This is a genomic window from Aeromonas sp. WP2-W18-CRE-05 (genome assembly GCF_014168615.1).
In the GTDB taxonomy this organism is placed as follows: Bacteria; Pseudomonadota; Gammaproteobacteria; order Enterobacterales; family Aeromonadaceae; genus Aeromonas; species Aeromonas caviae.
Window position 1 is genome coordinate 4,740,001 of sequence record NZ_AP021917.1, and the last position, 22,597, is coordinate 4,762,597.

A 22,597-nucleotide genomic window follows, 5' to 3' on the forward strand; every position below is an offset into this window, starting at 1 on the left:
ATATCCGGCAGATAGAGGCGACGGCCAAACAGGGTTTCGACATAGCCCTGGGCGTCCGCCTGCTGGCGGGTACGCTCCATGTACTCCAGCACCCCCGGGTAGCGCTCGAAGTAGAGATCCATGTACTTCTGCGCCTCGGCACGGCCGATACCCAGCTGCTTGGCCAGACCGAAGGCGCTCATACCATAGATGAGACCGAAGTTGATCGCCTTGGCGCTGCGACGCATGTCGCTGGTCACCGCATCGAGCGCGACGCCGAACACCTCGGCGGCGGTCGCCTTGTGGATGTCCTTGCCCTCGGCGAAGGCGGTCAGCAGCCCCTTGTCACCGGAGAGGTGGGCCATGATGCGCAGCTCGATCTGGGAGTAGTCCGCCGCCACCAGCTTGTAACCGGCGCACGGAATGAAGGCCTGCCGAATGCGGCGCCCCTGTTCGTTGCGCACCGGAATGTTCTGCAGGTTGGGGTCAGTGGACGACAGTCGACCGGTCGCCGCCACCGCCTGGTGATAGGAGGTGTGCACCCGCCCGGTCTGCGGCTTGATCATCAGCGGCAGCTTGTCGGTGTAGGTGGACTTGAGCTTGGCCAGGCCACGGTGCTCCATCAGCAGACGCGGCAGCTCATAGGTCTCCGCCAGCTCGGCCAGCACCTCTTCCGCAGTGGATGGCGCTCCCTTGGGGGTCTTTTTGATGATCGGCAGCCCCAGTTTGGTGAAGAGGATTTCCCCCAGCTGCTTGGGCGAGGAGAGATTGAACTCCTGCCCGGCCAGCTCGTGAGCCTGCTTCTCCAGCTCTGCCAGACGCACTTCGATCTCCTGGCTCTGCTGATGCAGCAGCTTGGGCTCGATGGTGGTACCGAGTCGCTCCATCCGCGCCAGCACCGGCAGCAGCGGCAGTTCGATCTCGCTGAACACCTTGGCAAGGCCCGGCTCGGCAGAGAGCTTGCCCCACAGTGCCTGATGCAGACGCAGGGTGATGTCGGCATCTTCCGCCGCGTAAGGAGCCGCCTGCTCCAGTTCGATCTGGTTGAAGGTGAGCTGCTTGACCCCCTTGCCGGCAATGTCCTCGAACGAGATGGTCTCGACGTTCAGATACCTGCGGGCTAGGGAATCCATATCGTGGCGGCTGGCGGTAGAGTTGAGCACATAGGACTCGAGCATGGTGTCGTAGGCGATACCCTGCAGCTCGATGCCGTGGTTGAGCAGCACATTGCGGTCGTACTTGAGGTTCTGCCCCACCTTGAGACGGGCCGGATCTTCCAGCAGCGGTTTGAGCTTGCCGAGTACCACGGCCTCGGTCAGCTGCACCGGCGCCCCCAGATAGTCGTGGCCGAAGGGCACGTAGGCCGCCTTGCCCGGCTCGATGGCAAAGGAGACGCCAACGACGCGTGCCTCCATATAGTCGAGACTGGTGGTCTCGGTGTCGAAGGCAAACAGCGGCGCCGCCTGCAACCGTGCCAGCCACTCATCGAATTCGGCCTCATCCAGGATGCAGCGATAGTCGGTTTCAATGGCGGCTGCCGGGGCGCCGCCTTCCTCATCACCTGCGGCTTCGCTCTCCTCGCCACCAGACTCCAGTTCTTTGATCAGGTTGCGCAGCTCGTACTCGCGGTAGACCGCCAGCAAAGCCTCCTTGTCGATGGGGCCAAGCTGCAGCTCTTCCAGACTCTGTTCCAGCGCCACGTCGGTCTTGATGGTGGCCAGCACATAGGAGAGGCGCACCTGCTCTTCCTGCTCGCGGAACTTGTCGGCAAACGCCTTGGAGCCGCGGAAGCCGAGCGCCGCCACCTTGTCGAGGTTGGCGGCAATCTCGTCGATGCTGCCTATCCCCTGCAACAGGGCCAGTGCGGTCTTCTCGCCGACACCGGTCATGCCGGGAATGTTGTCCACCTTGTCCCCCATCAGCGCCAGGTAATCGATGATGAGCTCGGGCGGTACGCCGAACTTCTCGATCACCCCTTCCCGATCGGTCTTCACATCCTTCATGGTGTCGATCAGGGTGACATGGTCGGAGACCAGCTGCGCCATGTCCTTGTCGCCGGTGCTGATGAGCACAGGCAGCTGTTTCTCGGTCGCCTGACGGGCCAGGGTGCCGATCACGTCGTCGGCCTCCACCCCTTCGACCATCAGGAAGGGGAAACCCATTGCCTTGATCATCTGGTGGATAGGGGCGACCTGGCTGCGCAGATCGTCCGGCATGCTGGCGCGTGTTGCCTTGTATTCGGGATAGATGTCGTCACGGAAGGTCTTGCCCTTGGCGTCGAAAACCACGGCCACGTGGCAGTCGGGGTACTGCTTGCGAAGGCTGCGCATCATGTTGGCCATGACACGGACGGCGCCGCTAGGCAAGCCGGTCGAGGTGCGCAGATCGGCCTGCTGCGAGGCAAAGAAGGCGCGGTAAAGATATGAAGAGCCGTCGACCAGAATAAGAGGATTGCTAGAGGCCATGAAAATCGTCCTGCCAAGAATAAACAGCCGCTAGGATGCCACAGGGCCCGCACCACACCAAGGGGACTCCCACCATCACCCCGGCGCACCGGTGGGGCACATTACTGTGGATAACTCTGTGCTCAAAAATGGCGCCATTGCATCACAGCCGTGATAAAGCTGTGGATTAAAACAAAAAATATCTTTTAAAACATTACGTTGAGACCATTAAAACTCAGCATGACGCACGCATCATGATCTCGATCAATGTGGAAAAAAATTCAAGAGGGGTGCTGAGGCAGGATCCAAAACGAAACAATCCTAGCACAGGGAGATGACTTGACCAGCGGAGGTCGAACGATAACCATACAAAAGTACAACAATCTACCCTGGCTCACATTTTCAACAACGAGGAGTCTGTCATGAAAAAAGTGGCCGTGATCTTGAGTGGTTGTGGCGTGTTTGACGGCGCCGAAATCCACGAGGCCGTCATCAGCCTGCTGGCGCTGGCCCGTCAGGGAGCATCCGTTCAATGCTTCGCCCCCAATGTCCCTCAGCTTCATGTCATCAATCACCTGACCGGCGAGGTCAGCGAGGGAGAGAGCCGCAACGTGCTGGTCGAGGCGGCCCGCATCTGCCGCGGCCAGATCAGGGATGTGGCTGAACTGGATGCAGCTGACTTCGACGCCCTGCTGGTGCCGGGCGGCTTCGGCGCCGCCAAGAACCTGTGTGACTTCGCCATCAAGGGAGCAGAGTGCCGCATCCAGCTGGATGTGCTGAAGGCCTGCCAGAGCTTTGCCAGAGCAGGCAAACCGGCCGCCTACATCTGCATCGCACCGGCCATGATCCCGCTCATCTATGGGGCAGGCACCCTGGCCACCATTGGCAACGACGAGGGCGCCGCCAACGCCATCGAAGCCATGGGTGGCAGTCATCTCGACTGCCCGGTGAGCGAATTCGTGGTGGATCAGGAGCGCAAGGTCATCTCCACCCCTGCCTACATGCTGGCCAACAATATTGTGGAGGCGGCGGACGGCATCGAGAAGACCGTCAAACAGCTGCTGGCACTCTGATTGCCCGGCAGACCAAAACAAGCGGGCCGCTCAAGGAGCGACCCGCTTTCATTTCGGTCAGTCTAGACGGGATCAGATGGCATCGCCCATCTGGTCCATCTTGCCCAGCAGGGCACGCAGACGCTCTTGCCAGGCAACGTGCTCGTTGCGCAGTTGGTGGTTTTCGTCTTGCAGCTTGCTGTTCTGCTCTTTCAGCTCGTCCAGCTCCATCTTCAGCAAGGAGATGTTGTCGACGGCGGATTGTACTTTGGATTCGAGTTGCTCAAGGACTTCTAGTGACATATGCATACCTGTATGTTCAATTGCGATGCCCCACAGAGGGCGATTCAAGCGCGTGGAGCCAGCATACCCTGATGCGCTCGGCACAAACAAGCCAGCACGTTGCAAAATGCGCCCTGCAGCCCGGTATTGCTTAAATATGCGTCGGTTTTTCTCGCAGGCAGCAGGAACCTCGATCCCGGGCGTCCGCCGTGGCATAACCCGCCCTCCTGCCGATGCCACCATCAGCCATGCAAGGCGATGAAGCCCCCCATCATCAGACAGGCCACGGCGTACATCAACAGGCCGTAGAGCAGGTTCCAGCGCAGCAGCAGCCCGGCGCTCAGGTTGTAGCGGGACGCCAGCGCCAGATTGGAGCCGGAGAGCGGGCTCGTCCCGGTCGCCAGCCCCCACCCCATGAGGAAGCACATGCCAAGCAGGCTGGGATCCGGTGCCAGCGGCCAGAGCAGCGGCGCCACCCCCGAGATGCTGATGAGAGGATGCACGCCCACTATGGCCACCAGGAAGATCAGCAGCAGGGTCAGGCAGGCTTCCAGCCAGCCGAAGTGGTTGAACAGCGGCAGGCCGTGGCCACTGCCAAAGTCCAGTACTGACAGCGCGCTGTTGATGCCAGCCGCCAGCAGGCCGGCCCCCAGAAACAGCACAAGCTGGCCACCGATGGCCGGGAAGCGCTCCACCACCTGGCGCTTGAGAGCAGCCCCTCGCCCCGCTTGCGGCATGAACAGCAAGGCCAGCAAGGGCGCCACCAGGGCGATCACCGCCAGAATGCTGAGTCCGGGCCAGAAACGGTGGATCACCAGCACCAGCAGTGCCAGGGTCACCGGTAGCCCCAGGGTCTGGAGCCGCAGCGGATAACCTTCAAAGGTCTCCACACCGAGTCGCTCTACCTGCCAGGCCGTCAGCCCCATGGCCAGCAAGGCCGCCAGTATGCCAAAAGGCAGTATGCTGCCCAATTGCAGACCCGGTGCATAGGTGAGGGCCACTGCCATGGCGACGAAGAAGGGGGACCAAAATGCAGCCGCACAGAAGATCCGGCTCAGCACCATGACCTGACGCCGCTCCAGCGTCCCGTTGCGCTCCAGCCGATCGCCGATGATGAAGAGCACCGAAAGATTGATGACGGCCCCCAGCAGATTGAGGCTGGCCATGGTGCTCCACAGCCCCTTGCGACCGGACCAGGAGGCGGTGCCGGTCAAGAGGCCGGAGGTCGCCAGATTGAGGGTGCTCACTGCGGCAAACATGGTCAGCATGTTGATGTTCGGCAAGAACCAGTCACCTGGGCTGAGGCTGGCCCCTCGCCACCAAGAAAAGAGCAGCAGCAGGAGCGCCGCGCCGTAGAGGGCCAGCGCCTGGCGCCGTGCGGCACCCACCAGCCAGGGCCAGGTGAGCAGGGAGGCGGCCCAGGCCGCGATGGCGGCGGGCCAGGGGGAGAAGTCCAGATAGAGGTGCAGCAGGTTGAGCAGCCACATCCCCAGGATCAGAAAGCCTGACCAGCGCTTGACCATACAACGGCCTCGGTCAGGGGATCAGAGGCACTGATCCATGTCCAGGGAAGGTTTGTCGCACTCGGGGCGGCCCACAATCCTGGCGGGCACGCCAGCGACCGTGGTGTGAGGCGGCACCGGGTTGATCACCACGCTGCCGGCACCGATCTTGGCACCGACGCCCACCTCGATGTTGCCGAGCACTTTGGCCCCCGCCCCTATCATCACCCCTTCCCGGATTTTGGGGTGACGATCGCCACTCTCCTTGCCGGTCCCCCCCAGAGTCACACTCTGCAGGATGGAGACGTCGTTCTCGATGACGGCGGTTTCGCCGACCACGATACCGGTGGCATGGTCAAACATGATGCCCTTGCCGATGCGGGCGGCCGGGTGTACATCCACGCCGAACACCACGGAGATCTGGTTTTGCAGATAGAGCGCCAGGGCACGGCGTCCCTGACGCCACAACCAGTTGGCCACCCGATACCCCTGAAGAGCATGGAATCCCTTGAGGTAGAGCAGCGGAGTGGAGAAGAGGTCGACCGCCGGGTCGCGATCCTGCACCGCGCAGATGTCGGCGGCCACTGCAGCCAGCAGCTCGGGCTCGCTGCGCAGGGCCAGCTCGATCACTTCCCGCAAGGCGATGGCAGGCATGGTGGTGCTGTCGAGCTTGTTGGCGAGCTGGAAGCTCAGCGCCGAGCGCAAATCCCGGTGATTGAGAATGGTGGAATGAAAGAAGCTGGCCAGCATGGGCTCCTGGGCCGCCATGCTCTGCGCTTCCTGCTGAATTTTTTGCCAGGTTCTGGCAACCAGATCATCCATGTTGCAGCCTACTGTTGTTCAGGGTGAGTGCTTTGTCGTTCTTTTGTCAGCACCGAGATGGGGTCCATGTGAATGATCACATCCATCCGCTCGAAGGCCTGGCGGACGGCCAGTTCAGCCTCGTCGGCTATCTGATGGGCCCTGACCAGAGGCAGTTGATCATCGAGTTCCAGATGCAACTGCACGAAACGGGTCGGCCCGGATTGGCGGGTACGCAGGTCATGTACGCCATGCACCCCCTCTACGGCGCAGCAGAGGGCCATTATTCTCGCTTGTTCCTCCTCTGGCAACTGACGATCGAGCAGGGCCTGCACCGATTCGTAGCCGATATGGACAGCCCCCCACACCAGGAACAGACCGATCAGAATGGCAAACAGGCCGTCGGCCCAGTACCACCCCTGCCCCGCCAGCACCAGTGCCACCAGCACGCCGCCATTGAGCAGCAGGTCGGAACGGTAGTGCAGCATGTCGGCCTTGATGGCCACACTGTTGGTCTTGCGGATGACAAGGCTCTGGAAGCTCACCAGCAACAGGGTCAACACGATGGAGCCGACGCTGACCCAGATCCCCGCCTCCAGGCGCACCACGGGCACCTGATTCAGCATCGACGAGATGCCGTGCATCACCAGCAGCAGGGCGGACCCCGAGATGAAGGCCGACTGCACCAGACCCGCCAGGGACTCCGCTTTGCCGTGGCCGAAGCGATGCTCTTCGTCGGCAGGGGCCAGCGCATAACGGATGGCCAGCAGATTGATGAGAGAGGCGCTGATGTCCATGAAGGAATCGGTCAGGGATGCCAGCAGGCTGGATGAATCCGTCATCAGCCAGGCGATCAGTTTGCCCAGGATGAGCAGGGTGGCGGTGGTCACAGCGGCCATGCTGGCCAGGGTGACCCAGCGGGAATAGTGTTGGTGGCTCAAAACCGGCTTTCCTCCGACGCGTAAAAACTTATTATACCCTGACCCGGACGTCAGTTTGGCGTGCAAAATCAACAGAGTGACTCCCAGATGAACAAAATACTCCTGGTCGACGACGATCTCGAACTGACCCAGCTGCTCACCGAAATCCTGACCCTGGAGGGGTTTGAGGTCACCGTCGCCGAGGATGGGGAAGAGGGATTGCAGCGACTGGCAGAACAGGCTTTCGACCTGGTGCTGCTGGACGTCATGATGCCCAGACTCAACGGTTTCGCGATGCTGACCCGGCTGCGCAAGACCCACGACACCCCGGTGTTGATGCTGACCGCCCGTGGCGACAGCCAGGATCGGGTCAACGGGCTGGAGGCCGGTGCCGACGACTATCTCGCCAAGCCGTTCGACGACAGGGAGCTGCTGGCCCGGGTGCGCGCCATCCTGCGTCGAACCCAGAGCCAGGCTCCCCAGCGCGGCGGTAGCTCGGAAGAGGTGCGCTTCATGGATCTGGTGCTGCAGCCTGGCCTGCAACAGGCTCGCTGCGACGATCAGTTGCTGGAACTCACCGCCACCGAGTTCGGCCTGCTGGAGTGCCTGCTGCGCAATCCGGGCCAGATCGTCAGCAAGGGCCTGCTCTCCGAGCAGGTGCTGGGCAAGAAGCTCGAACCTTTCGATCGGGCCATCGACATGCACCTGAGCAACCTGCGCAAGAAACTGCCGGAGCGGGCCGACGGCCAGCCCCGCTTCAAGACGGTGCGGGGACGAGGCTACCTGTGGCTGGAGCAGGCATGAAATCGGCCCGCACCTTCAACGGCCTTTCCACCCAGATCTTCCTCTGGTTCTGGTTCATCCTGCTGCTGGTCGTGGCCGCGGTGGTAATCCTACCCACCCTGGACCCCCGCAACATCATCCCGCTGCCGGCCCACGAGATTACCCGTCTCAACAACAACCTGGCGGCGCTGCAACGGGGCGCGGATCCCGAGCAGGATTTCGATCTGGCCAAGGCCATCGATGCCGCGGGCCTTTTGCCGGTGGACAACATCTATCTACGCGATGCCAAGGGGCAGATGCAGTCCAGCACCCGGCTGAGCAAGTTCGTGATCCGTTTCATGCTCGACTCGGACAACCCGGCCAAGCCCATGCTGGGCAGCGAACACCAGCGCGCCATCGCCGGCCCCTTCCAGATGGTCCATCACGGCCAGACCTATCACGTCTATTTCGGTCTGAATGTCGAAAACTCCTACCTGTTCCTCTTCATCCAGATCCTGGATCACCCCATCCAGATCCTGGGCATCGCCATGCTGGTCAGCACCCCGCTCTGTCTGTTGCTCGCCTGGCGCCTGACCCGCCCCATACTGCAGTTGCAGCAGTCGGTCTCCCAACTCGCCCAGGGCAACCTGGAAATACAGATCCCCAACCTGGGGCGGCGCGACGAGATAGGCCAGCTGGCCGAACATGTCAGTCGCATGGTCGATACCCTCAAGGACATGATCCAGAAGCAGAAGCAGCTGCTCTCCGACATCTCCCACGAGCTGCGCAGCCCCCTGACCCGCATCCAGCTCGCACAGGCGCTGATCCGCCGCAAGCAGGGGGACAGCGCCGAGCTGGCGCGCATCGAAGGGGAGATAGCCCGGCTCGACAAGCTGATAGGGGATCTGCTGGATCTGTCGCGGGTGCAGCAACATGTGGAGGCGCCAGTGACGCTGCCCCTGGCGGAGCTGCTGGAGCCCATCCTGGACGACGCCATGTTCGAGGCAAACCAGAACGGCAAACAGCTCAGGCTCCCTTCCCTGCCCGCCGAATCCCTCACCATGTGGCCGGAACTGTTGGCCCGCGCCCTGGAAAACCCGCTGCGCAACGCCCTCAAGTATGCCCGCGAGTTCATCAAGGTGGACTGGTACCGGGAGGGACGGGAATGGGTGATGACCATACGGGATGACGGCCCTGGCGTGCCGGTGGAGCAGCAGCCCCGGTTGTTCCTGCCCTTCTTTCGGGTGGACGATGCCCGCAACGCCAAGACCGGGGGCACTGGTCTCGGCCTTGCCATCGCCGCCGAGGCAATCCAGCGTCATGGGGGGACCATCCGGGCCAGCAGCAATCAGCCGACCGGCCTGGTCATCACCATCCGTCTGCCCATGCCCTGACCTCCCCCTTTTCATCGGCACGGGTGCTGGGTATGCTGGCGCCCGTTTCGCACCAGCCCAGGATCCTTCCATGCTCGATATCGTGCTCTACCAACCGGAAATCCCCCCCAACACCGGCAACATCATTCGCCTCTGCGCCAATACCGGCTACCGGTTGCACCTGATAGAGCCCCTGGGGTTCGAGTGGGATGACAAACGGGTCAAGCGGGCCGGGCTCGACTATCACGAGTTTGCCGACGTCAAGCGCTGGCCTGACTATGAGGCGTTTCTGGCGGCCGTCGCCCCCCAACGGGTCTTTGCCTGCACCACCAAGGGACGCACCGCCCACTCGGCGGCCCGGTTTGCCCCCGGTGACGCCCTGCTGTTCGGGCCCGAGAGCCGAGGCCTGCCCATGGAGATCATCGAGAGCCTGCCATTCGAGCAGCGGCTGCGCATCCCCATGCTGCCCCAGAGCCGCAGCATGAATCTGGCCAACGCCGTCGCGGTGTTCGTCTACGAGAGCTGGCGACAGTTCGACTATTCAGGCTCGCTCTGACCGCTGACGATATTGGCAAGGCGGCCAGAATTCAGACTGACTGCGCCGTCCCCTGCCCCGCCAGCAGCCGTCCATCACGCTCCAGTCGCCAGCAGAGCCAGCCCAGCGTCAGGCCACGACCGGCCATCAGGGCACTCATGGCGGCCCACAGGGCCGCCACACCCCATCCCTGGCAGAACCACCAGATGGGAAAGAAGCCGGCAAACACCGCCACCAGCATGCTGTTGCGCATCTCCCGGGCCCGGGTGGCGCCGATAAAGACCCCGTCCAGCAGGAAGCACCAGACCGCCAGCAGCGGCATGGCCACCAGCCAGGGGAGCTGACGTTGCGCCTCGGCGATCACCGCCGGTATGTCGGTAATGTGACGGATGAGCCAGTGGCCCCCCAGGGCAAACGAGAGGGTGAATGCCAGGGCGATCAGCAGCGCCCAGCCCAGATTGAGGACGATGGCCTCCCGCAGCAGCGGCCGATCGCGCCGCCCGATGGCGCGCCCTACCATGGCTTCCACCGCATAGGCAAATCCATCCAGCCCGTAGGAAATCAGCATCAGGAAATTGAGCAGCACCGCATTGGCGGCCACCGCCACATCCCCCAGCCTGGCCCCCTGCAGAGTCATGAACACGAAGCAGAGTTGCAGGCACAGGGAGCGGATGAAAATATCCCGGTTCAGGGCGAGCAGCCGTAGCAGGGCCGGCCACTGGCGCCAACGCAGCCAGGCGTTGTGCCACACCCCGGGATCAAGTCGGCGCAGATGCCGGCTCACCAGCCAGAGCCCCACCCCGAGCGTGCTGTAATCCGCCAGCAGGGACGCTGCGGCCACCCCTTTCACCTGCCAGCCCAATCCCAGCACGAACCAGGCATCCAGCACCATGTTGACGAGATTGCCCAGGATCAGCAGCAGCATGGGACTGCGTGCATCCTGCATGCCCAGCAACCACCCCATGATGACCAGATTGCACAAGGCCGCCGGGGCGCTCCAGATCCGCACCGACACATATTGACCGGCATAGGTCTGTACCTCGGAAGAGCCGCCACCGAGGGCGATGATGGCAGGCAGGAACGGCAGCAAGAGGAGCAACAGCGCCATGCCCAGTCCGATCGCCAAGCCCAGGGCCCGCGCCAGGGTGTCGAGCTGCCCTTCGGCATGGGCTGCACCCTGAGCTTGGGCAGTCAGCCCTGTGGTGGACATGCGCAGGAAGCCAAGCAACCAGAACAGCAGATTGATGAAGGTCGCACCGACCGAGACGCCGCCGAGAAACCAGGCCTGGCCAAGATGACCGATCACCCAGGTGTCCACCAGCCCCAGCAAGGGCGTGGTGACGTTGGAGAACACCATGGGCAGGGCCAGGGCGAAGACGGCTCGGTGGCGGCGAGGATCCTTCAGCCAGGCGGGAATCAGCATGGTGCGCGCCGGGCTCACTCGCCAGCCAGCCGCACGATGCGCGCGAAGTCGGCCGCCATGGTCTGCATGTCCACGTGGGGCACCTCACCCGGTGCCACTTTGGGTCGGAAGGTGGCCACCAGCTTCCCCTCGGGGTTGATCAGCACGATGGAGGCGGAGTGGTCGATCAGGTAGTCCTTGCGATCCCCTTCCACGATGGAATAAACCAGCCCCAGATTGCGGACCAGAGGAAAGAGGGCACTGTGAGGTGCGGTCGCCGCCTTGAACTCGGGCTCGAAGAAGGCGGTATAGCTCTTCAGGCGGGCGCTGTCATCCCGCTGGGGATCCGCCGAGATGAATACCACCTGGCTAGTGGGGGCTATCTTCTTCAACGCCGGATAGACGCTGCGCAGATCCGCCAGCGTGGTCGGACAGACATCCGGGCAGTAGGTGTAGCCGATGAACAGAAAGCTCCAGTGTCCCGTCAGGTTGGCAGGGGTAAAGGGCTGTGCATCCGCATCCGTGAGGGTAAACGGGTTGATGTCTCGCCCCGCCGGGTAGTAATCGGCCTGTTCCGGCACCGCGGGCTGACTCCAGTAATAAGCCGCCGCAATGGCGCCGATGAACAGCAACAGCAGCAGGTAAAAGCGTGGTTTAACCATATAAAACAAAGCCTTGCTTATGTTAGAAGCCCAGGGGGGCAAAACCGGCAGGGGTCATTGTAACCCGCCTGCCCCCGCCGATGGCTAGTCTTGCATCCCGGCGGGAAAGCGTCTGTGCCATGGATAAGCCGCATCGGCGCCAAAACAAGAGCCCCGCTCTGGCGGGGCTCTTGTTTGTACAGGAAGAGGGATCAGGGCCGCAGCCTGTGCTGCGGCTGGGCACGTCTCAGGGGGACGCGCAGCGGGATGACGGGGGCAGTCCAAGGCTCATCCGGCAATCCGATGTCGTGATGACGGCGAAACAGACGAACCAGGCGGACAATCTTGTCTTTGGGGCACCCAAGCCAGATGGTCCAGCCATCTCCCTTGTGATAGACCCAGAGCGCATAGAACCATGTCATCCGACTGCCCTTGATGAATCGGGTGATGGAAGATGCGGGCGCTGCGGCCGGCACCGGATCCCACGGCGAGCTTGAAGCCATACCTGTCCTCCTTGCTCAACAGGTCACGCTGACGGGTCTCTTTGTCCCCAACGACGAACCAACCACGGCAGCGTACTGACTGTACGAGTCCCCAGTCTGAGGCGACTCTCCCTTCTGCGCACCGACTCGGCGATCATGCATCCCTGCCATGGCGTACTGCCCGGTGCGACTCCCCCTTCCCTGATCACCGACCATGACAGGGGCCTTATCAAAGGATATATCCGAAATGCATGTCGTGCGGCGAGACTATGTGCACAGGAAGGAGAAGCGAAAAGGTGGGGAGGAAGATGCCATCGGCAGATGAAAATGAAGAGGCCTCCCGCAGGAGGCCTCTTCATCGCATCGAATGCTTACATCCAGTCGGCGTTGCGGATCACGCCGACCGCCAGGCCCTCTATGGTAAGGTGCTGACTGGCGAGATCCACCTCGATGGGGGAGAGCTCTTCGTTTTCCGGCAGCAGCCACACCTGGCTGCCCTTGCGCTGGAAGCGCTTGACGGTGACGTCCTCGTCCAGACGTGCCACCACGACCTGGCCGTTGCGTACCTCCTGGGTCTTGTGTACCGCCAGCAGGTCCCCGTCCATGATGCCGATGTTCTTCATGCTCATGCCCTGCACCCGCAGCAGGAAGTCTGCCCGCGGGTGGAACAGGGCGGGATCCACCTGGTAGTGGCTCTCGATGTGTTCCTGGGCCAGGATGGGTTCCCCGGCCGCCACCTTGCCGATCAGTGGCAGGCCGTTTTCTTCAGGCTGCACGTCCTCTTCTTCGAGCAGCAGACGAATGCCGCGGGACGTACCCGGCATGATCTCGATGACCCCTTTTTTGGCCAGGGCCTTCAGATGTTCTTCGGCCGCGTTGGCCGACTTGAAGCCAAGCTTCTGGGCAATCTCGGCGCGAGTCGGCGGCATGCCGGTCTCGTTCATGTTCGCCTTGATGAGCTCGAGTACTTCAGCCTGGCGAGGGGTAAGGGGTTTCATAGCATGGGCACCTGTCTTTTTATACAGCACACTGGCAGTATATACAGTGCTGGGGCCAAGGCAAGGCGCAACTGGCATTTGTCGCGACCCGACGCACATTTGTCCCTCCCCCCGCTCTGAAGTGCCGACTCATCGTACCTCTCGGCGACAAGCAGGCGGTGATTTGCTATGCTCACGCCGCATTTTTTTGGAGAGCAGACGCACATGTCCCTTGGACAGAAGATTTCCAGAGCCATCCTGCAATGGCCGGTCAGCGGCTTGGTCAATCACAAGAGCCTGCCGGAAAACCCCATCACCGAGCTCAAGCTGGATCCGGCCAGACCCATCGTCTATGCCCTGAAGACCAGCTCGATCACCGACCTGATGACCCTGCAACAGTGCTGCGAGGATCTCGGCCTGCCCGGCCCCTTCACGCCGCTGGAGCTGAACGGTCAACTGCTGCCACGCTACGTCTGTCTGGATCGTCCACCTCCCCTGTTCGGCACGCGCAACAAGCCACTCCCCTTCCTGCAGGAGTTCCACCAGCTGCTGGACCTGCACAAGCAGGATCCGGCGCTGGACATCCAGGTAGTACCCGTCACCCTGTTCTGGGGCCGCGCCCCGGGCCGGGAAGGCGAGGAGGCCTCCGGCTGGAACATCATCAGCAGCCTGGCGCCCAACCGCCTGAAGAAGGCGCTGATCGTGATCCTGAAAGGGCGCGAGAACCTGGTGCGCTTCTCCCCGCCCCTCTCCCTGCGCTACATGGCGGACAAGCACGGCACCGACGAGGCCATCGCCCACAAGCTGGCGCGGGTGGCCCGTACCCACTTCAGCCGCCAGCAGCTGGCCGCCACCGGGCCCAAGCTGCCGAACCGCAACCTGCTGTTCAAGCAACTGCTGGATTCGAGCGTGATCCAGCAGGCCATCGAGGAGGAGGCCAGACGGGAAGGGATCAGCCTGGAGAAGGCGCAAAAGCGTGCCCACGGCTACATGGACGAGATCGCCTCCAATTTCTCCTATCGGTTGATCCGCCTCGGGGAGAGTTTCCTCGGCTGGCTGTGGAACAAGCTCTATCGCGGCCTCTCGGTCAACGGAGCAGAGCAGGTGCGTCAGCTGGCCCAGGAAGGGCACGAGATCGTCTACGTCCCCTGCCATCGCAGCCACATGGATTACCTGCTGCTCTCCTACGTCATCTACCACCAGGGCATGGTGCCGCCCCACATCGCGGCGGGCATCAACCTCAACTTCTGGCCGGCGGGCCCCATCTTCCGCCACGGCGGCGCCTTCTTCATCCGCCGCACCTTCAAGGGCAATCCGCTCTACAGCACGGTATTCCGGGAGTACCTCAACCTGCTGTTTGCCAAGGGCTACTCGGTGGAGTTCTTCACCGAGGGTGGGCGTTCGCGTACGGGTCGCCTGCTGCCCCCCAAGACCGGCATGCTGGCCATGACCCTGCAGGCCATGATGCGCGGGCTGGACAGGCCGGTGACCCTGGTCCCCGTCTACCTCGGCTACGAGCACGTGATGGAGGTGAACACCTACCACAACGAACTCAAGGGGAGCCGCAAGGAGAAGGAGAGCTTCCTGCAGGTGCTCGGCATCCTGCGCAAGCTGCGCAACTATGGCCGTGGCTTCGTCAACTTCGGTGAGCCGCTGACCCTCAACAGCTACCTCGGCGAACATGTGCCCACCTGGAAGGAGAGCATCGGCCGGGAGGAGCGTCCCGAGTGGATGACCTCCACCGTCAATCAGCTGGCCGAGCTGCTGATGACCCGTATCAACGATGCCGCCGCCGTCAACGGCCTGACCCTGAGTGCCCTGGCCCTGCTGGCCGCCGAGCGCCACGCCTTGACCCGGGACGAACTCCAGGCCCAGCTCAACACCTATCTGGACCTGCTCAAGCAGGTTCCCTACAGCCCGCACAGCACCATGCCGGACGAGGACGCCAGGACCCTGCTGGAGCAGGCGATGGAGCTCAACAAGTTCGAGGTGAGCGAGGACAAGCTGGGCCAGATCATCAGCCTTGACCGCTATCAGGCGATCCTGCTCACCTACTACCGCAACAACATACTGCACCTGTTCGCCATGCCCTCCCTGGTGGCGGCCCTGATCGAGCGGTGCGAGGGGATCTCCCGCAGCGAGATCGTCGCCCGCTGTGTCGACATCTACCCCCTGCTCAAGACCGAACTCTTCCTGCGCTATGAAGAGGAGGAGCTGCCTGAACTGATCGATGCCCTGCTAGCCGAGCTGTTACGCCAGCAACTGGTCGAGGCACGCGACGGCGGCTACTGGGTCAACCCCGGCAACCAGATGCGCCTGCTGCTCTTGGCCGAAAGCATTCAGGAGACCCTGCAACGCTACGCCATCGTGCTGACCCGCATGCTGGCCCAGCCCCACATCGAGGCGGAGCAACTGGAAGCGGACGGCCTGATGATGGCGGAGCGCCTCGGCACCCTGCACGGCATCAACGCCCCCGAGTTCTTCGACCAGAAGCTGTTCAGCACCCTGATCCACACCCTGCGCAGCGAAGGCTATCTGGATCCGGGCTGCAAACCGGATCTCGGCCGCTTCCAGGCATTGGCCGACAACATAGTGCCGCTGCTCAGCAACAAGATCCGCCGCACCATCCAGGCGGGCAACCGGCTCTGAGGCGTCGACACCCAACAAAAAGGCCGCATCATGCGGCCTTTTTTCATCAAGGAAGGGGGCGGGTTAGAGGTAGTGAACCATCACCCCGAGCAGCACCAGCGCCCCCACATAGTTGTTGTTGAGAAACGCCTGGAAACAGGCCTCACGCTGCCGCTCCCGGATCAGTCGCTGCTGGTAGACGAACAGCGCCGCCGCCCCCAGCAGTCCCCAGTAATAACCGGATCCCAACCCCATCAGCTGCCCGACCCCCAGCAGGATCAGCAGGGTCGCCAGTTGCAGCGCGCCGATGATCCGCTTGTCGTGGCGACCGAACAGGATGGCGCTCGATTTCAGGCCGAGCTTGAGGTCGTCATCCCTGTCCACCATGGCGTACTCGGTGTCATAGGCAATGGTCCACAGCAGGTTGGCAAGAAACAACAGCCAGGCTTCCGGCGGCAGGGTATTGGCCTGGGCCGCATAGGCCATGGGAATGGACCAGGAGAAGGCCATGCCGAGCACCAGCTGGGGGATGGGGATGAAGCGCTTCATGAAGGGGTAGCAGACCGCCAGCAGCAGACCGGCAAAGGACAGGCTGATGGTGAGCGGGTTCAACGTCAGCACCAGGGCGAACGAGAGAAGCGCCAGCACAGCGAACAGCACCAGCACTTCCCGCTCGACGACCCGCCCCATGGGCAGCGGTCGCCCGGCGGTGCGTTTCACATGACCGTCGAAGTTGCGATCCGCATAGTCATTGATGACACAGCCGGCGGAGCGCATCAGAAAAACGCCCACCATGAACACGGTCAGGATCCAGGGGTCAGGCAGGCCACCAGCCGCCAGACAGAGCGCCCACAGGGTCGGCCACAGCAGCAGCAGGGTACCGATGGGCTTGTCGATGCGGGCCAACTGCGCATAGGCCAGTCCCCGCTCCTTGGTTAACAGCTTCACTCCAGCTCCTTATCCGATGGCAACGAATGAGACGATAGCGAGGGCAGGAAAAGTTCATGGACCAGCAGTGGCCATTGCCCCAGAAACAGGCGGGAACGACGCCCCCAGACGGTGGCGGCCGGACACCAGGGATTGCTCGCTATCTCGAAACAGGCCAGTTGCAGGTGATCCCGCCGCGCCGGTGCATCACCGAAAATGCGCTCTCCCAGCGGCTGCTCTCCCAGATCCTGCAAACCGCCCCCCTGCAAGGCCGCTTCGGCAAACAGGGTCCAACCCAGGATGGCAGGCCCGCCATCACCGTGCAGGATCACCTCGCGGCACATGCCCACGGGGGACAACACCGCCACCAGCGCCTGCTCGTCCACCGTCAGCGACACGGCGCGATTGCCGAGCAGTTGCACCGAGAGATGATGATTGTAACGACGCAGGCGCCGGGTCATGGAATCGGCCTCCAGCAACCAGGGACGCAGCGCCTCGGGCGGTTCGCACTCTGCAGGCGCCCGCCACGGGACGATCTGGACGAGGGGAACAGTCAACTCGGACTTCACAGCTTCACCATCCGGAGATTTCCGTTGTCAGGTTAAAAACCGGTTTATTATCCGTAAATCAATGGCGAATTGTAAGAACATCCGTGCTTGACGGCCCCGATGGCAGCATCAAAAATGGGGCATCCGTCGCTGCCGAGCCATCCAGATGAAGATCTTCAGAATTCTGCTGCTGTCCCTGGGGTGTACCCTCTTGAATACACAGGCCTTCGCCAATGAGGAAGAGGCCACCGATCCCGCCTCCTCCGCCGTCCAGCCGGGATTCGCCTATCACGCACTGGATCCGGACATCATCACCAACTACCTTGGCGACGGCAAAACCCTCGGCTATGTACGGGTGACGGTAGAGCTGATGGCCACGGACGCTGCCGACCTCAAGTTGCTGGAGCAGCACGACCCCCTGATCCGCGACGCCATCATCCGGCTGATTGGCAGCAAGACGGGCGCACAGATCAAGTCCCTGGTGAACCGGGAAGAGCTGCGCAAGGAGTGTGAGGCCAAGGTCAACGAACTGCTGGTCAAGGAGACGGGCAAGAAGGCGGTCCGCGAGCTCATCTTCACCAAATACCTGTACCAGTAACCACACCGGGAGGGGTCCTGCCCCTCTCACCCGTTGCATTCACTGTCGAGGACGTCATGGGTCACAAGACGCTGTGTGAGTGGCGCCGTCACGAGATCCCCGCCGATCTCAAGACGCTGCGCAAGATTGTGCGCAAACCCAAATTCGTGTGTGGCAAGTGTGCCCGCAGCGCCAATGACAAGGATTACCTGTGCCAGCCGCTGCGGCTGAAGCATAAAGAAGGGTAGGTACCTCTTCTCACGAAGAGGTTCACGCAATATTTCAGAAGAGAGAGGAAGGCTGATTTATTGATCAGTCCAGCCATGGCGACCCTGTTCAAACAGGCGACGGGCCTGCACGTCGTTGGGACAGACGCCGCGATACTCCTCTCCCGACCGTCCTGCCAGATAGAGATGCTCGGGTCGGCAATACCAGGCCAGCCCCTTCTGGCGACCCAGCTCCCAAAGGGCAACGTCCACTTTTTCCCCGCACTGGGTCTGGTGAAAAGCCACCCGATCGCCAGCAAAACCGAGCTTGCCGTCCGCCTCTCCCACGTCGCTCCACACCTTCTCGCAAGGGTCGTCGGAGTTGGAAACACAGCCCCCGAGCAGGGCGGCACAAAACATGATGACGAGTGAGCGCATATTCATCCTTGGCGTCGTTGGAATCGTTGTTGAGCCGCTGCCTGCCTCGTACAGCGTCATTTGAGCAGTTCATTCTAACCAGCCCGCCCCGTTCTCACCAAGGGCTGCCCCCCTCGCCACACAAAAAATCGGGCGGGCACCAGGCCCGCCCTCAGGCGTTACAGGGAGTCACTGATCGTCGAGAGGGTCATAGTCCTGCCAGCTCTCGTCATCCAGCTCCTCCAGCTCGTCTTCCCAGGATTCCGGCTCCCAGTCATCATCGAGATCGAAATCAGGCGTCTGCGTACCCATGCTCATTCTCCTTGGATAGTGCACCGGCCTACAAAGTCTATCCAGAATAATGGTGCTCGCCAGTGGTTCCGCTCAGAGCTTGACCAGGGTGCAGCCAGCCACCTGGAGTCATGGCTCCGGTGGCATCCACGCTCTGCTCCAACCCGGTGACAGACCGGGCGAACACGTCGGCTGGCAGTGCCCGCGCAGGGCGACGGTGCACCGACCTGGCCTTCGGTCACAACGCCTTGAACATGCTTGCCTCGCCCTGTCGTGGCATCGCTCGTCAGGTGCTCTGGCGCTTTTGCAATTGAAAATCCAGGGCGAGGCTCATGCCGGCCACCTCCTCGCCCGCCAGCTGGCGCAGGATCAGCTCCGCCGCCTCCCTGCCCATCTGGTGATAGGGGATCCTGACCGAAGTCAGCGCAGGATGACAGGCGCGTGCCACATCCAGATCGTCGAAACCGGCGATGGCGAGCTTGCCCGGCACGCTCAGATGGCGGCGCTGGCATTCGAACAGCACCCCGGCCGCCAGCTCGTCGTTGACGCAGATCAGCGCATCCAGTTCGGGCCAGCGCAGCAGAAACTCCCCCAGCATGGCCGTCCCCGTGCTAAAACTCGGCAGCTCAGAGGTATTGATGATGGCGTCCGGGGAGAGGTAGTTGTCCAGCAGCGCCTTCTGCCAGCCCTGCATGCGCTGCTGCAGCATCCACTGCTCCTGGCGGGCACAGAGAAAGCCGATGTTGCGATGACCGCGCTCGATGAGGTGGCGGGTCAGCTGATAACCGGCATCGAAGTTGGAGACCCCGACGTTCATGTCGATGGGATGGCGCGCCATGGCTCCCACCTCCACCACCGGCAAGCGGGCCGCCTGCAGGCGCTGCCGGATGACCTCCCCGGGATCCCCCCCAAACAACACCACGGCGGCCGGATTGTGCTGCAGGAAATTGCTGAGCAGGCTGGCCTCCTGCTGCTTCAGGTGCTGGGCATCCCCCAGCATGATCTGATAGCCCTCGGCGAGCAGGGTCTGCTGCAGCCCGGCAATCATGTCACCGCAGGCGCGCTCCGCCAGGCTGGGGACGATGACCACTATGGTCTGGGAGGTAGCGGATGCCAGCGCCCCCGCCGCCCGGTTCGGGATATAGCCGAGTTCATCCACCGCCGCCTCGATGCGCTCGCGCATCTTGTCGGACACCAGCTCGGGGGTGCGCAGGGCGCGCGACACCGTCATGGCTCCCACCCCAGCCAACTGGGCCACGTCGTTGAGGGTCACCCGACCCGTGCTGCGGCGTTTTTTCGCTTCTGACATCCTTTCCCTTCCTCGGCATACGGGCATTCACTTTAAGACAAAAGCGGGGCACTGACTATTTGCTCAAACCGGATTTTACCTTCTTTGAGGCCGATAAGGGGCAGGATGAATCCCTCCTGTGAGAGAAATGATAGCGCTATCACAGATCAATGTTAGCGCCATCTGGTAGCGCTAACTTTCGAGATCAAGCTCACAGTTATCAAGGGGCAAGATCGCTAGATTGGCGCCATCCTATCCAGCCCGGACACTGCCATGCTGACCCAATTGCTGACCGAGGAGGTCATTTCCATCGAAGCGGGCGCCCGCGACTGGCGCCACGCCATCGAGCTGGCCACCGCCCCCCTGCTTGCCAACGGCACCATAGAGCCCTCCTATGTGGCGGCGCTCTGTCGCTCCCACGAGGAGCTCGGCCCCTACTACGTGCTGGGCCCGGGCCTGGCCATGCCCCACGCCCGCCCGGAAGACGGCGTCAACCGGTTGGGACTGGCGCTGACCGTACTGAAAGAGGGGGTCAACTTCGGCTCCGAGGGCAACGACCCGGTGCGGTTGCTGGTCACCCTGGCCGCCAGCGACAGCAACTCCCACGTGGAGACCATCGCCCAGCTGGCCGAGCTGTTCATGAATGAAGAAGACGTGGCGGCCATCATGGCGGCCACCAGCAAAGACGACATCTTGCGCATCCTGGCGCGTTATTGAGTGGCGCCCTGCGCCCGACAGAGGAAGAGAACATGAAAATTCTGGTTGTATGCGGACACGGCCTGGGCACCAGCCTGATGATGGAGATGAGCATCAAGAGCATTCTCAAGGAGCTGGCCGTGACGGCCGAGGTGGATCACCGGGATCTCGCCTCCGCCGGCAGCGAGAGCGCCGAGATCTTTGTCGCCACCCGCGACATCGCCGAACAGCTGGTCAGCATGGGCGTCGACGGCCGGCTGGTATCCCTGGACAACATGGTCGACAAGGCCGCCATGAAAGAAAAACTCGCCATCGCCCTGCGCGAGCTGGGCGCACTCTAACCCCTTTGCGACTGTCTGGGCGGCTGGTGAGCCGCCGCTTCCATCTGCTTGGAGCTGACCATGGAATTTTTCAATTTTCTGATGTTTGACGTGCTGTCGGAGCCGGCCGTGCTGGTCGGCCTCATCGCCCTCATCGGCCTGATCGCCCAGAAGAAACCGGTGACCGAGTGCATCAAGGGCACGGTCAAGACCATCATGGGCTTCGTCATCCTGGGGGCCGGCGCCACCCTGGTGGTGAACTCGCTGGGCGACTTCGCCACCATCTTCCAGCACGCCTTCGGCATCAAGGGGGTGGTGCCCAACAACGAGGCCATCGTCTCCATCGCCCAGCAGTCGTTCGGCAAGGAGATGGCGATGATCATGTTCTTCGCCATGCTGGTGAACATCCTGATCGCCCGGCTCACCCCGTGGAAATTCATCTTCCTGACCGGTCACCACACCCTGTTCATGTCGATGATGGTGGCGGCCATCCTCTCCGCCGGCGGCATGAGCGGCATCCCGCTCATCGCGGTGGGCAGCCTGGTGGTTGGCGTGACCATGGTGCTGTTCCCGGCCCTTGCCCACCCCTACATGAAGCAGATCACCGGCTCCGATGACGTGGCACTCGGCCACTTCTCCACCTGCTCCTACGTGCTGGCTGGCTGGATCGGCGCCAAGTTCGGCAACAAGGCCCACAGCAGCGAAGAGGTGCAGGTGCCCAAGAGCCTGCTGTTCCTGCGCGATACCCCGGTGGCCATCTCCTTCACCATGGGCATCATCTTCCTCATCACCTCCGCCTTCGCCGGCCCCGAGTTCGTCGCCAGCGTCGCCAAGGGCAAACACTGGTTCATGTTCTCCCTGATGCAGTCCATCACCTTCGCCGCCGGTGTCTACGTCATCCTGCAGGGGGTGCGGATGGTCATCGCCGAAATCGTGCCGGCCTTCAAGGGGATCTCCGACAAGCTGGTGCCCAACGCCAAGCCGGCGCTGGACTGCCCCATCGTCTTCCCCTACGCCCCCAATGCGGTGCTGATCGGCTTCCTGTCGAGCTTCGCCGCCGGTCTGGTGGGCATGGTGCTGCTCTACCTGCTGGGGCTCACCGTCATCATTCCAGGCGTCGTACCTCACTTCTTCGTCGGTGCGGCGGCCGGGGTGTTCGGCAACGCCACCGGCGGTCGTCGCGGCGCTCTCCTCGGTGCCTTCGCCAACGGCCTGCTGATCACCTTCCTGCCGGTATTCCTGCTGCCGGTGCTGGGGGATCTGGGCTTTGCCAACACCACCTTCAGCGATGCCGACTTCGGCGTGGTGGGGATCCTGCTCGGCCTCATCGTACGCTGATCACTCTTGCCCATCGGGGGCATGGCCGACGGTGCCATGCCCCCGCTCATCTTCCCGCACTGCCAGCCGGGCCCCACCAGCCCGAACAACGTCGAAAATATGTGCAAACACAGTGCGTTGGATCGGATTTTCACCCCATAGCGGCAGCATCTGACTGGGGAGTGCGATATGCTGATGCGCTGACGTTCAACCCGACCTCGCTCGAGGCC

24 protein-coding genes (1 of these 24 cut by a window edge) are annotated in these 22,597 nt (G+C 62.4%); 10 read left to right on the forward strand and 14 right to left on the reverse strand.

The genetic code is table 11. The annotated features are described in order from the left end of the window. On the reverse strand, nt 1-2,444 hold the 5' portion of the coding sequence (gene polA / locus H7R73_RS22195; protein ID WP_103260974.1) for a DNA polymerase I. 307 nt of this gene lie to the left of the window's left edge; 2,444 of the gene's 2,751 nt are visible here — the first part of the coding sequence; it begins with the start codon at nt 2,442-2,444; its stop codon lies beyond the left edge, outside the window. Nucleotides 2,445-2,845: 401 nt separating this feature from the next. Here polA and elbB point away from each other — a divergent pair, with 401 nt between their 5' ends. After that, a complete protein-coding gene (elbB, locus tag H7R73_RS22200; RefSeq protein WP_103260975.1) occupies nt 2,846-3,496 on the forward strand; it encodes an isoprenoid biosynthesis glyoxalase ElbB in 651 nt (216 codons plus the stop codon). A gap of 72 nt (nt 3,497-3,568) precedes the next feature. On the opposite strand, the gene H7R73_RS22205 is transcribed toward elbB, so the two are convergent. The 4 genes from H7R73_RS22205 to fieF all read right to left on the reverse strand — a co-directional run bounded on the left by H7R73_RS22205 (nt 3,569) and on the right by fieF (nt 7,001). Continuing rightward, the gene (locus H7R73_RS22205; protein ID WP_010672454.1) at nt 3,569-3,778 is read right to left on the reverse strand and encodes a cell division protein ZapB; all 210 of its coding nucleotides are present in this window, start codon (nt 3,776-3,778) and stop codon (nt 3,569-3,571) included. Between the two features lie 221 nt (nt 3,779-3,999). After that, nucleotides 4,000-5,280 (reverse strand): hypothetical protein, encoded by a 1,281-nt coding sequence (locus H7R73_RS22210; RefSeq protein WP_103260976.1) that lies wholly within the window; start codon nt 5,278-5,280, stop codon nt 4,000-4,002. 21 nt (nt 5,281-5,301) lie between these two features. After that, nucleotides 5,302-6,081: a serine O-acetyltransferase gene (cysE, locus tag H7R73_RS22215; RefSeq protein WP_010672452.1), complete on the reverse strand. Its 780-nt coding sequence runs from the start codon at nt 6,079-6,081 to the stop codon at nt 5,302-5,304. Nucleotides 6,082-6,089: 8 nt separating this feature from the next. Next, on the reverse strand, nt 6,090-7,001 hold the full coding sequence (fieF, locus tag H7R73_RS22220) for a cation efflux pump FieF (protein WP_103260977.1): 912 nt from the start codon (nt 6,999-7,001) through the stop codon (nt 6,090-6,092). 87 nt (nt 7,002-7,088) lie between these two features. On the opposite strand from fieF, the gene H7R73_RS22225 reads away from it, so the two are divergent. From H7R73_RS22225 to trmL, 3 genes are all read left to right on the forward strand, one after another. Continuing rightward, nucleotides 7,089-7,784: a response regulator gene (locus H7R73_RS22225; protein ID WP_010672450.1), complete on the forward strand. Its 696-nt coding sequence runs from the start codon at nt 7,089-7,091 to the stop codon at nt 7,782-7,784. Further along, entirely contained in the window at nt 7,781-9,136 is a 1,356-nt protein-coding gene (locus H7R73_RS22230; RefSeq protein WP_039041147.1) for an ATP-binding protein, read from the forward strand. Before H7R73_RS22225 ends, H7R73_RS22230 begins: the two co-directional genes overlap by 4 nt. A 70-nt stretch (nt 9,137-9,206) precedes the next feature. Beyond that, a complete protein-coding gene (trmL, locus tag H7R73_RS22235) occupies nt 9,207-9,671 on the forward strand; it encodes a tRNA (uridine(34)/cytosine(34)/5-carboxymethylaminomethyluridine(34)-2'-O)-methyltransferase TrmL (protein WP_039041146.1) in 465 nt (154 codons plus the stop codon). 31 nt (nt 9,672-9,702) lie between these two features. Here the strand turns inward: trmL and dinF are convergent, their stop codons facing one another. From dinF to lexA, 4 genes are all read right to left on the reverse strand, one after another. Further along, on the reverse strand, nt 9,703-11,073 hold the full coding sequence (gene dinF / locus H7R73_RS22240; protein WP_052130377.1) for an MATE family efflux transporter DinF: 1,371 nt from the start codon (nt 11,071-11,073) through the stop codon (nt 9,703-9,705). A gap of 14 nt (nt 11,074-11,087) precedes the next feature. Next, entirely contained in the window at nt 11,088-11,714 is a 627-nt protein-coding gene (locus tag H7R73_RS22245) for an SCO family protein (RefSeq protein ID WP_052815553.1), read from the reverse strand. Nucleotides 11,715-11,905: 191 nt separating this feature from the next. Continuing rightward, on the reverse strand, nt 11,906-12,196 hold the full coding sequence (locus H7R73_RS22250; RefSeq protein ID WP_010672445.1) for a hypothetical protein: 291 nt from the start codon (nt 12,194-12,196) through the stop codon (nt 11,906-11,908). 350 nt (nt 12,197-12,546) lie between these two features. Further along, complete coding sequence (gene lexA, locus H7R73_RS22255; RefSeq protein WP_010672444.1) at nt 12,547-13,173, reverse strand: transcriptional repressor LexA; 627 nt, start codon at nt 13,171-13,173, stop codon at nt 12,547-12,549. Between the two features lie 204 nt (nt 13,174-13,377). On the opposite strand from lexA, the gene plsB reads away from it, so the two are divergent. After that, nucleotides 13,378-15,801: a glycerol-3-phosphate 1-O-acyltransferase PlsB gene (gene plsB, locus H7R73_RS22260; protein ID WP_103260978.1), complete on the forward strand. Its 2,424-nt coding sequence runs from the start codon at nt 13,378-13,380 to the stop codon at nt 15,799-15,801. Nucleotides 15,802-15,864: 63 nt separating this feature from the next. On the opposite strand, the gene ubiA is transcribed toward plsB, so the two are convergent. Then, nucleotides 15,865-16,728, reverse strand: coding sequence for a 4-hydroxybenzoate octaprenyltransferase (gene ubiA, locus H7R73_RS22265; RefSeq protein WP_103260979.1), 864 nt, complete (start codon nt 16,726-16,728; stop codon nt 15,865-15,867). Beyond that, nucleotides 16,725-17,276: a chorismate--pyruvate lyase family protein gene (locus tag H7R73_RS22270; protein WP_103260980.1), complete on the reverse strand. Its 552-nt coding sequence runs from the start codon at nt 17,274-17,276 to the stop codon at nt 16,725-16,727. The genes ubiA and H7R73_RS22270 overlap by 4 nt, the downstream gene beginning before the upstream one ends. Nucleotides 17,277-17,421: 145 nt before the next feature. Here H7R73_RS22270 and H7R73_RS22275 point away from each other — a divergent pair, with 145 nt between their 5' ends. Both H7R73_RS22275 and H7R73_RS22280 read left to right on the forward strand, forming a co-directional pair. Next, a complete protein-coding gene (locus tag H7R73_RS22275; protein WP_010672440.1) occupies nt 17,422-17,853 on the forward strand; it encodes a flagellar basal body-associated FliL family protein in 432 nt (143 codons plus the stop codon). Nucleotides 17,854-17,909: 56 nt separating this feature from the next. Next, entirely contained in the window at nt 17,910-18,080 is a 171-nt protein-coding gene (locus tag H7R73_RS22280; RefSeq protein ID WP_010672439.1) for a hypothetical protein, read from the forward strand. Between the two features lie 57 nt (nt 18,081-18,137). Here the strand turns inward: H7R73_RS22280 and H7R73_RS22285 are convergent, their stop codons facing one another. The 3 genes from H7R73_RS22285 to H7R73_RS22290 form a co-directional block, all read right to left on the reverse strand. Further along, complete coding sequence (locus H7R73_RS22285) at nt 18,138-18,482, reverse strand: DUF2799 domain-containing protein (protein ID WP_080560357.1); 345 nt, start codon at nt 18,480-18,482, stop codon at nt 18,138-18,140. Nucleotides 18,483-18,644: 162 nt separating this feature from the next. After that, entirely contained in the window at nt 18,645-18,767 is a 123-nt protein-coding gene (locus tag H7R73_RS24450; RefSeq protein WP_010672437.1) for a hypothetical protein, read from the reverse strand. A 265-nt stretch (nt 18,768-19,032) separates the two neighbouring features. Next, on the reverse strand, nt 19,033-20,055 hold the full coding sequence (locus tag H7R73_RS22290; protein WP_103260981.1) for a LacI family DNA-binding transcriptional regulator: 1,023 nt from the start codon (nt 20,053-20,055) through the stop codon (nt 19,033-19,035). Nucleotides 20,056-20,307: 252 nt separating this feature from the next. Here H7R73_RS22290 and H7R73_RS22295 point away from each other — a divergent pair, with 252 nt between their 5' ends. From H7R73_RS22295 to H7R73_RS22305, 3 genes are read left to right on the forward strand one after another with little or no spacing between them, the layout of a single operon-like run. Then, nucleotides 20,308-20,751, forward strand: coding sequence for a PTS sugar transporter subunit IIA (locus H7R73_RS22295; protein WP_103260982.1), 444 nt, complete (start codon nt 20,308-20,310; stop codon nt 20,749-20,751). A 32-nt stretch (nt 20,752-20,783) separates the two neighbouring features. After that, complete coding sequence (locus H7R73_RS22300; RefSeq protein ID WP_016349013.1) at nt 20,784-21,071, forward strand: PTS sugar transporter subunit IIB; 288 nt, start codon at nt 20,784-20,786, stop codon at nt 21,069-21,071. A gap of 60 nt (nt 21,072-21,131) precedes the next feature. After that, complete coding sequence (locus tag H7R73_RS22305; RefSeq protein WP_011704190.1) at nt 21,132-22,388, forward strand: PTS ascorbate transporter subunit IIC; 1,257 nt, start codon at nt 21,132-21,134, stop codon at nt 22,386-22,388. The last annotated feature ends 209 nt before the right edge of the window (nt 22,389-22,597 follow it).

Bases quoted from the DNA above. Each gene is read 5' to 3' on its own strand.
- cysE (WP_010672452.1), bottom strand. From the start codon at position 6,081: ATGGATGATCTGGTTGCCAGAACCTGGCAAAAAATTCAGCAGGAAGCG.
- plsB (WP_103260978.1), top strand. From the start codon at position 13,378: ATGTCCCTTGGACAGAAGATTTCCAGAGCCATCCTGCAATGGCCGGTC.
- H7R73_RS22305 (WP_011704190.1), top strand. From the start codon at position 21,132: ATGGAATTTTTCAATTTTCTGATGTTTGACGTGCTGTCGGAGCCGGCC.
- H7R73_RS22250 (WP_010672445.1), bottom strand. From the start codon at position 12,196: ATGGCTTCAAGCTCGCCGTGGGATCCGGTGCCGGCCGCAGCGCCCGCA.
- H7R73_RS22295 (WP_103260982.1), top strand. From the start codon at position 20,308: ATGCTGACCCAATTGCTGACCGAGGAGGTCATTTCCATCGAAGCGGGC.
- H7R73_RS22280 (WP_010672439.1), top strand. From the start codon at position 17,910: ATGGGTCACAAGACGCTGTGTGAGTGGCGCCGTCACGAGATCCCCGCC.
- H7R73_RS22290 (WP_103260981.1), bottom strand. From the start codon at position 20,055: ATGTCAGAAGCGAAAAAACGCCGCAGCACGGGTCGGGTGACCCTCAAC.
- H7R73_RS22225 (WP_010672450.1), top strand. From the start codon at position 7,089: ATGAACAAAATACTCCTGGTCGACGACGATCTCGAACTGACCCAGCTG.
- dinF (WP_052130377.1), bottom strand. From the start codon at position 11,073: ATGCTGATTCCCGCCTGGCTGAAGGATCCTCGCCGCCACCGAGCCGTC.
- H7R73_RS22245 (WP_052815553.1), bottom strand. From the start codon at position 11,714: ATGGTTAAACCACGCTTTTACCTGCTGCTGTTGCTGTTCATCGGCGCC.
- H7R73_RS22300 (WP_016349013.1), top strand. From the start codon at position 20,784: ATGAAAATTCTGGTTGTATGCGGACACGGCCTGGGCACCAGCCTGATG.
- H7R73_RS22210 (WP_103260976.1), bottom strand. From the start codon at position 5,280: ATGGTCAAGCGCTGGTCAGGCTTTCTGATCCTGGGGATGTGGCTGCTC.
- H7R73_RS22230 (WP_039041147.1), top strand. From the start codon at position 7,781: ATGAAATCGGCCCGCACCTTCAACGGCCTTTCCACCCAGATCTTCCTC.
- trmL (WP_039041146.1), top strand. From the start codon at position 9,207: ATGCTCGATATCGTGCTCTACCAACCGGAAATCCCCCCCAACACCGGC.
- lexA (WP_010672444.1), bottom strand. From the start codon at position 13,173: ATGAAACCCCTTACCCCTCGCCAGGCTGAAGTACTCGAGCTCATCAAG.
- elbB (WP_103260975.1), top strand. From the start codon at position 2,846: ATGAAAAAAGTGGCCGTGATCTTGAGTGGTTGTGGCGTGTTTGACGGC.
- H7R73_RS22275 (WP_010672440.1), top strand. From the start codon at position 17,422: ATGAAGATCTTCAGAATTCTGCTGCTGTCCCTGGGGTGTACCCTCTTG.
- H7R73_RS22285 (WP_080560357.1), bottom strand. From the start codon at position 18,482: ATGAATATGCGCTCACTCGTCATCATGTTTTGTGCCGCCCTGCTCGGG.
- H7R73_RS24450 (WP_010672437.1), bottom strand. From the start codon at position 18,767: ATGGGTACGCAGACGCCTGATTTCGATCTCGATGATGACTGGGAGCCG.
- H7R73_RS22205 (WP_010672454.1), bottom strand. From the start codon at position 3,778: ATGTCACTAGAAGTCCTTGAGCAACTCGAATCCAAAGTACAATCCGCC.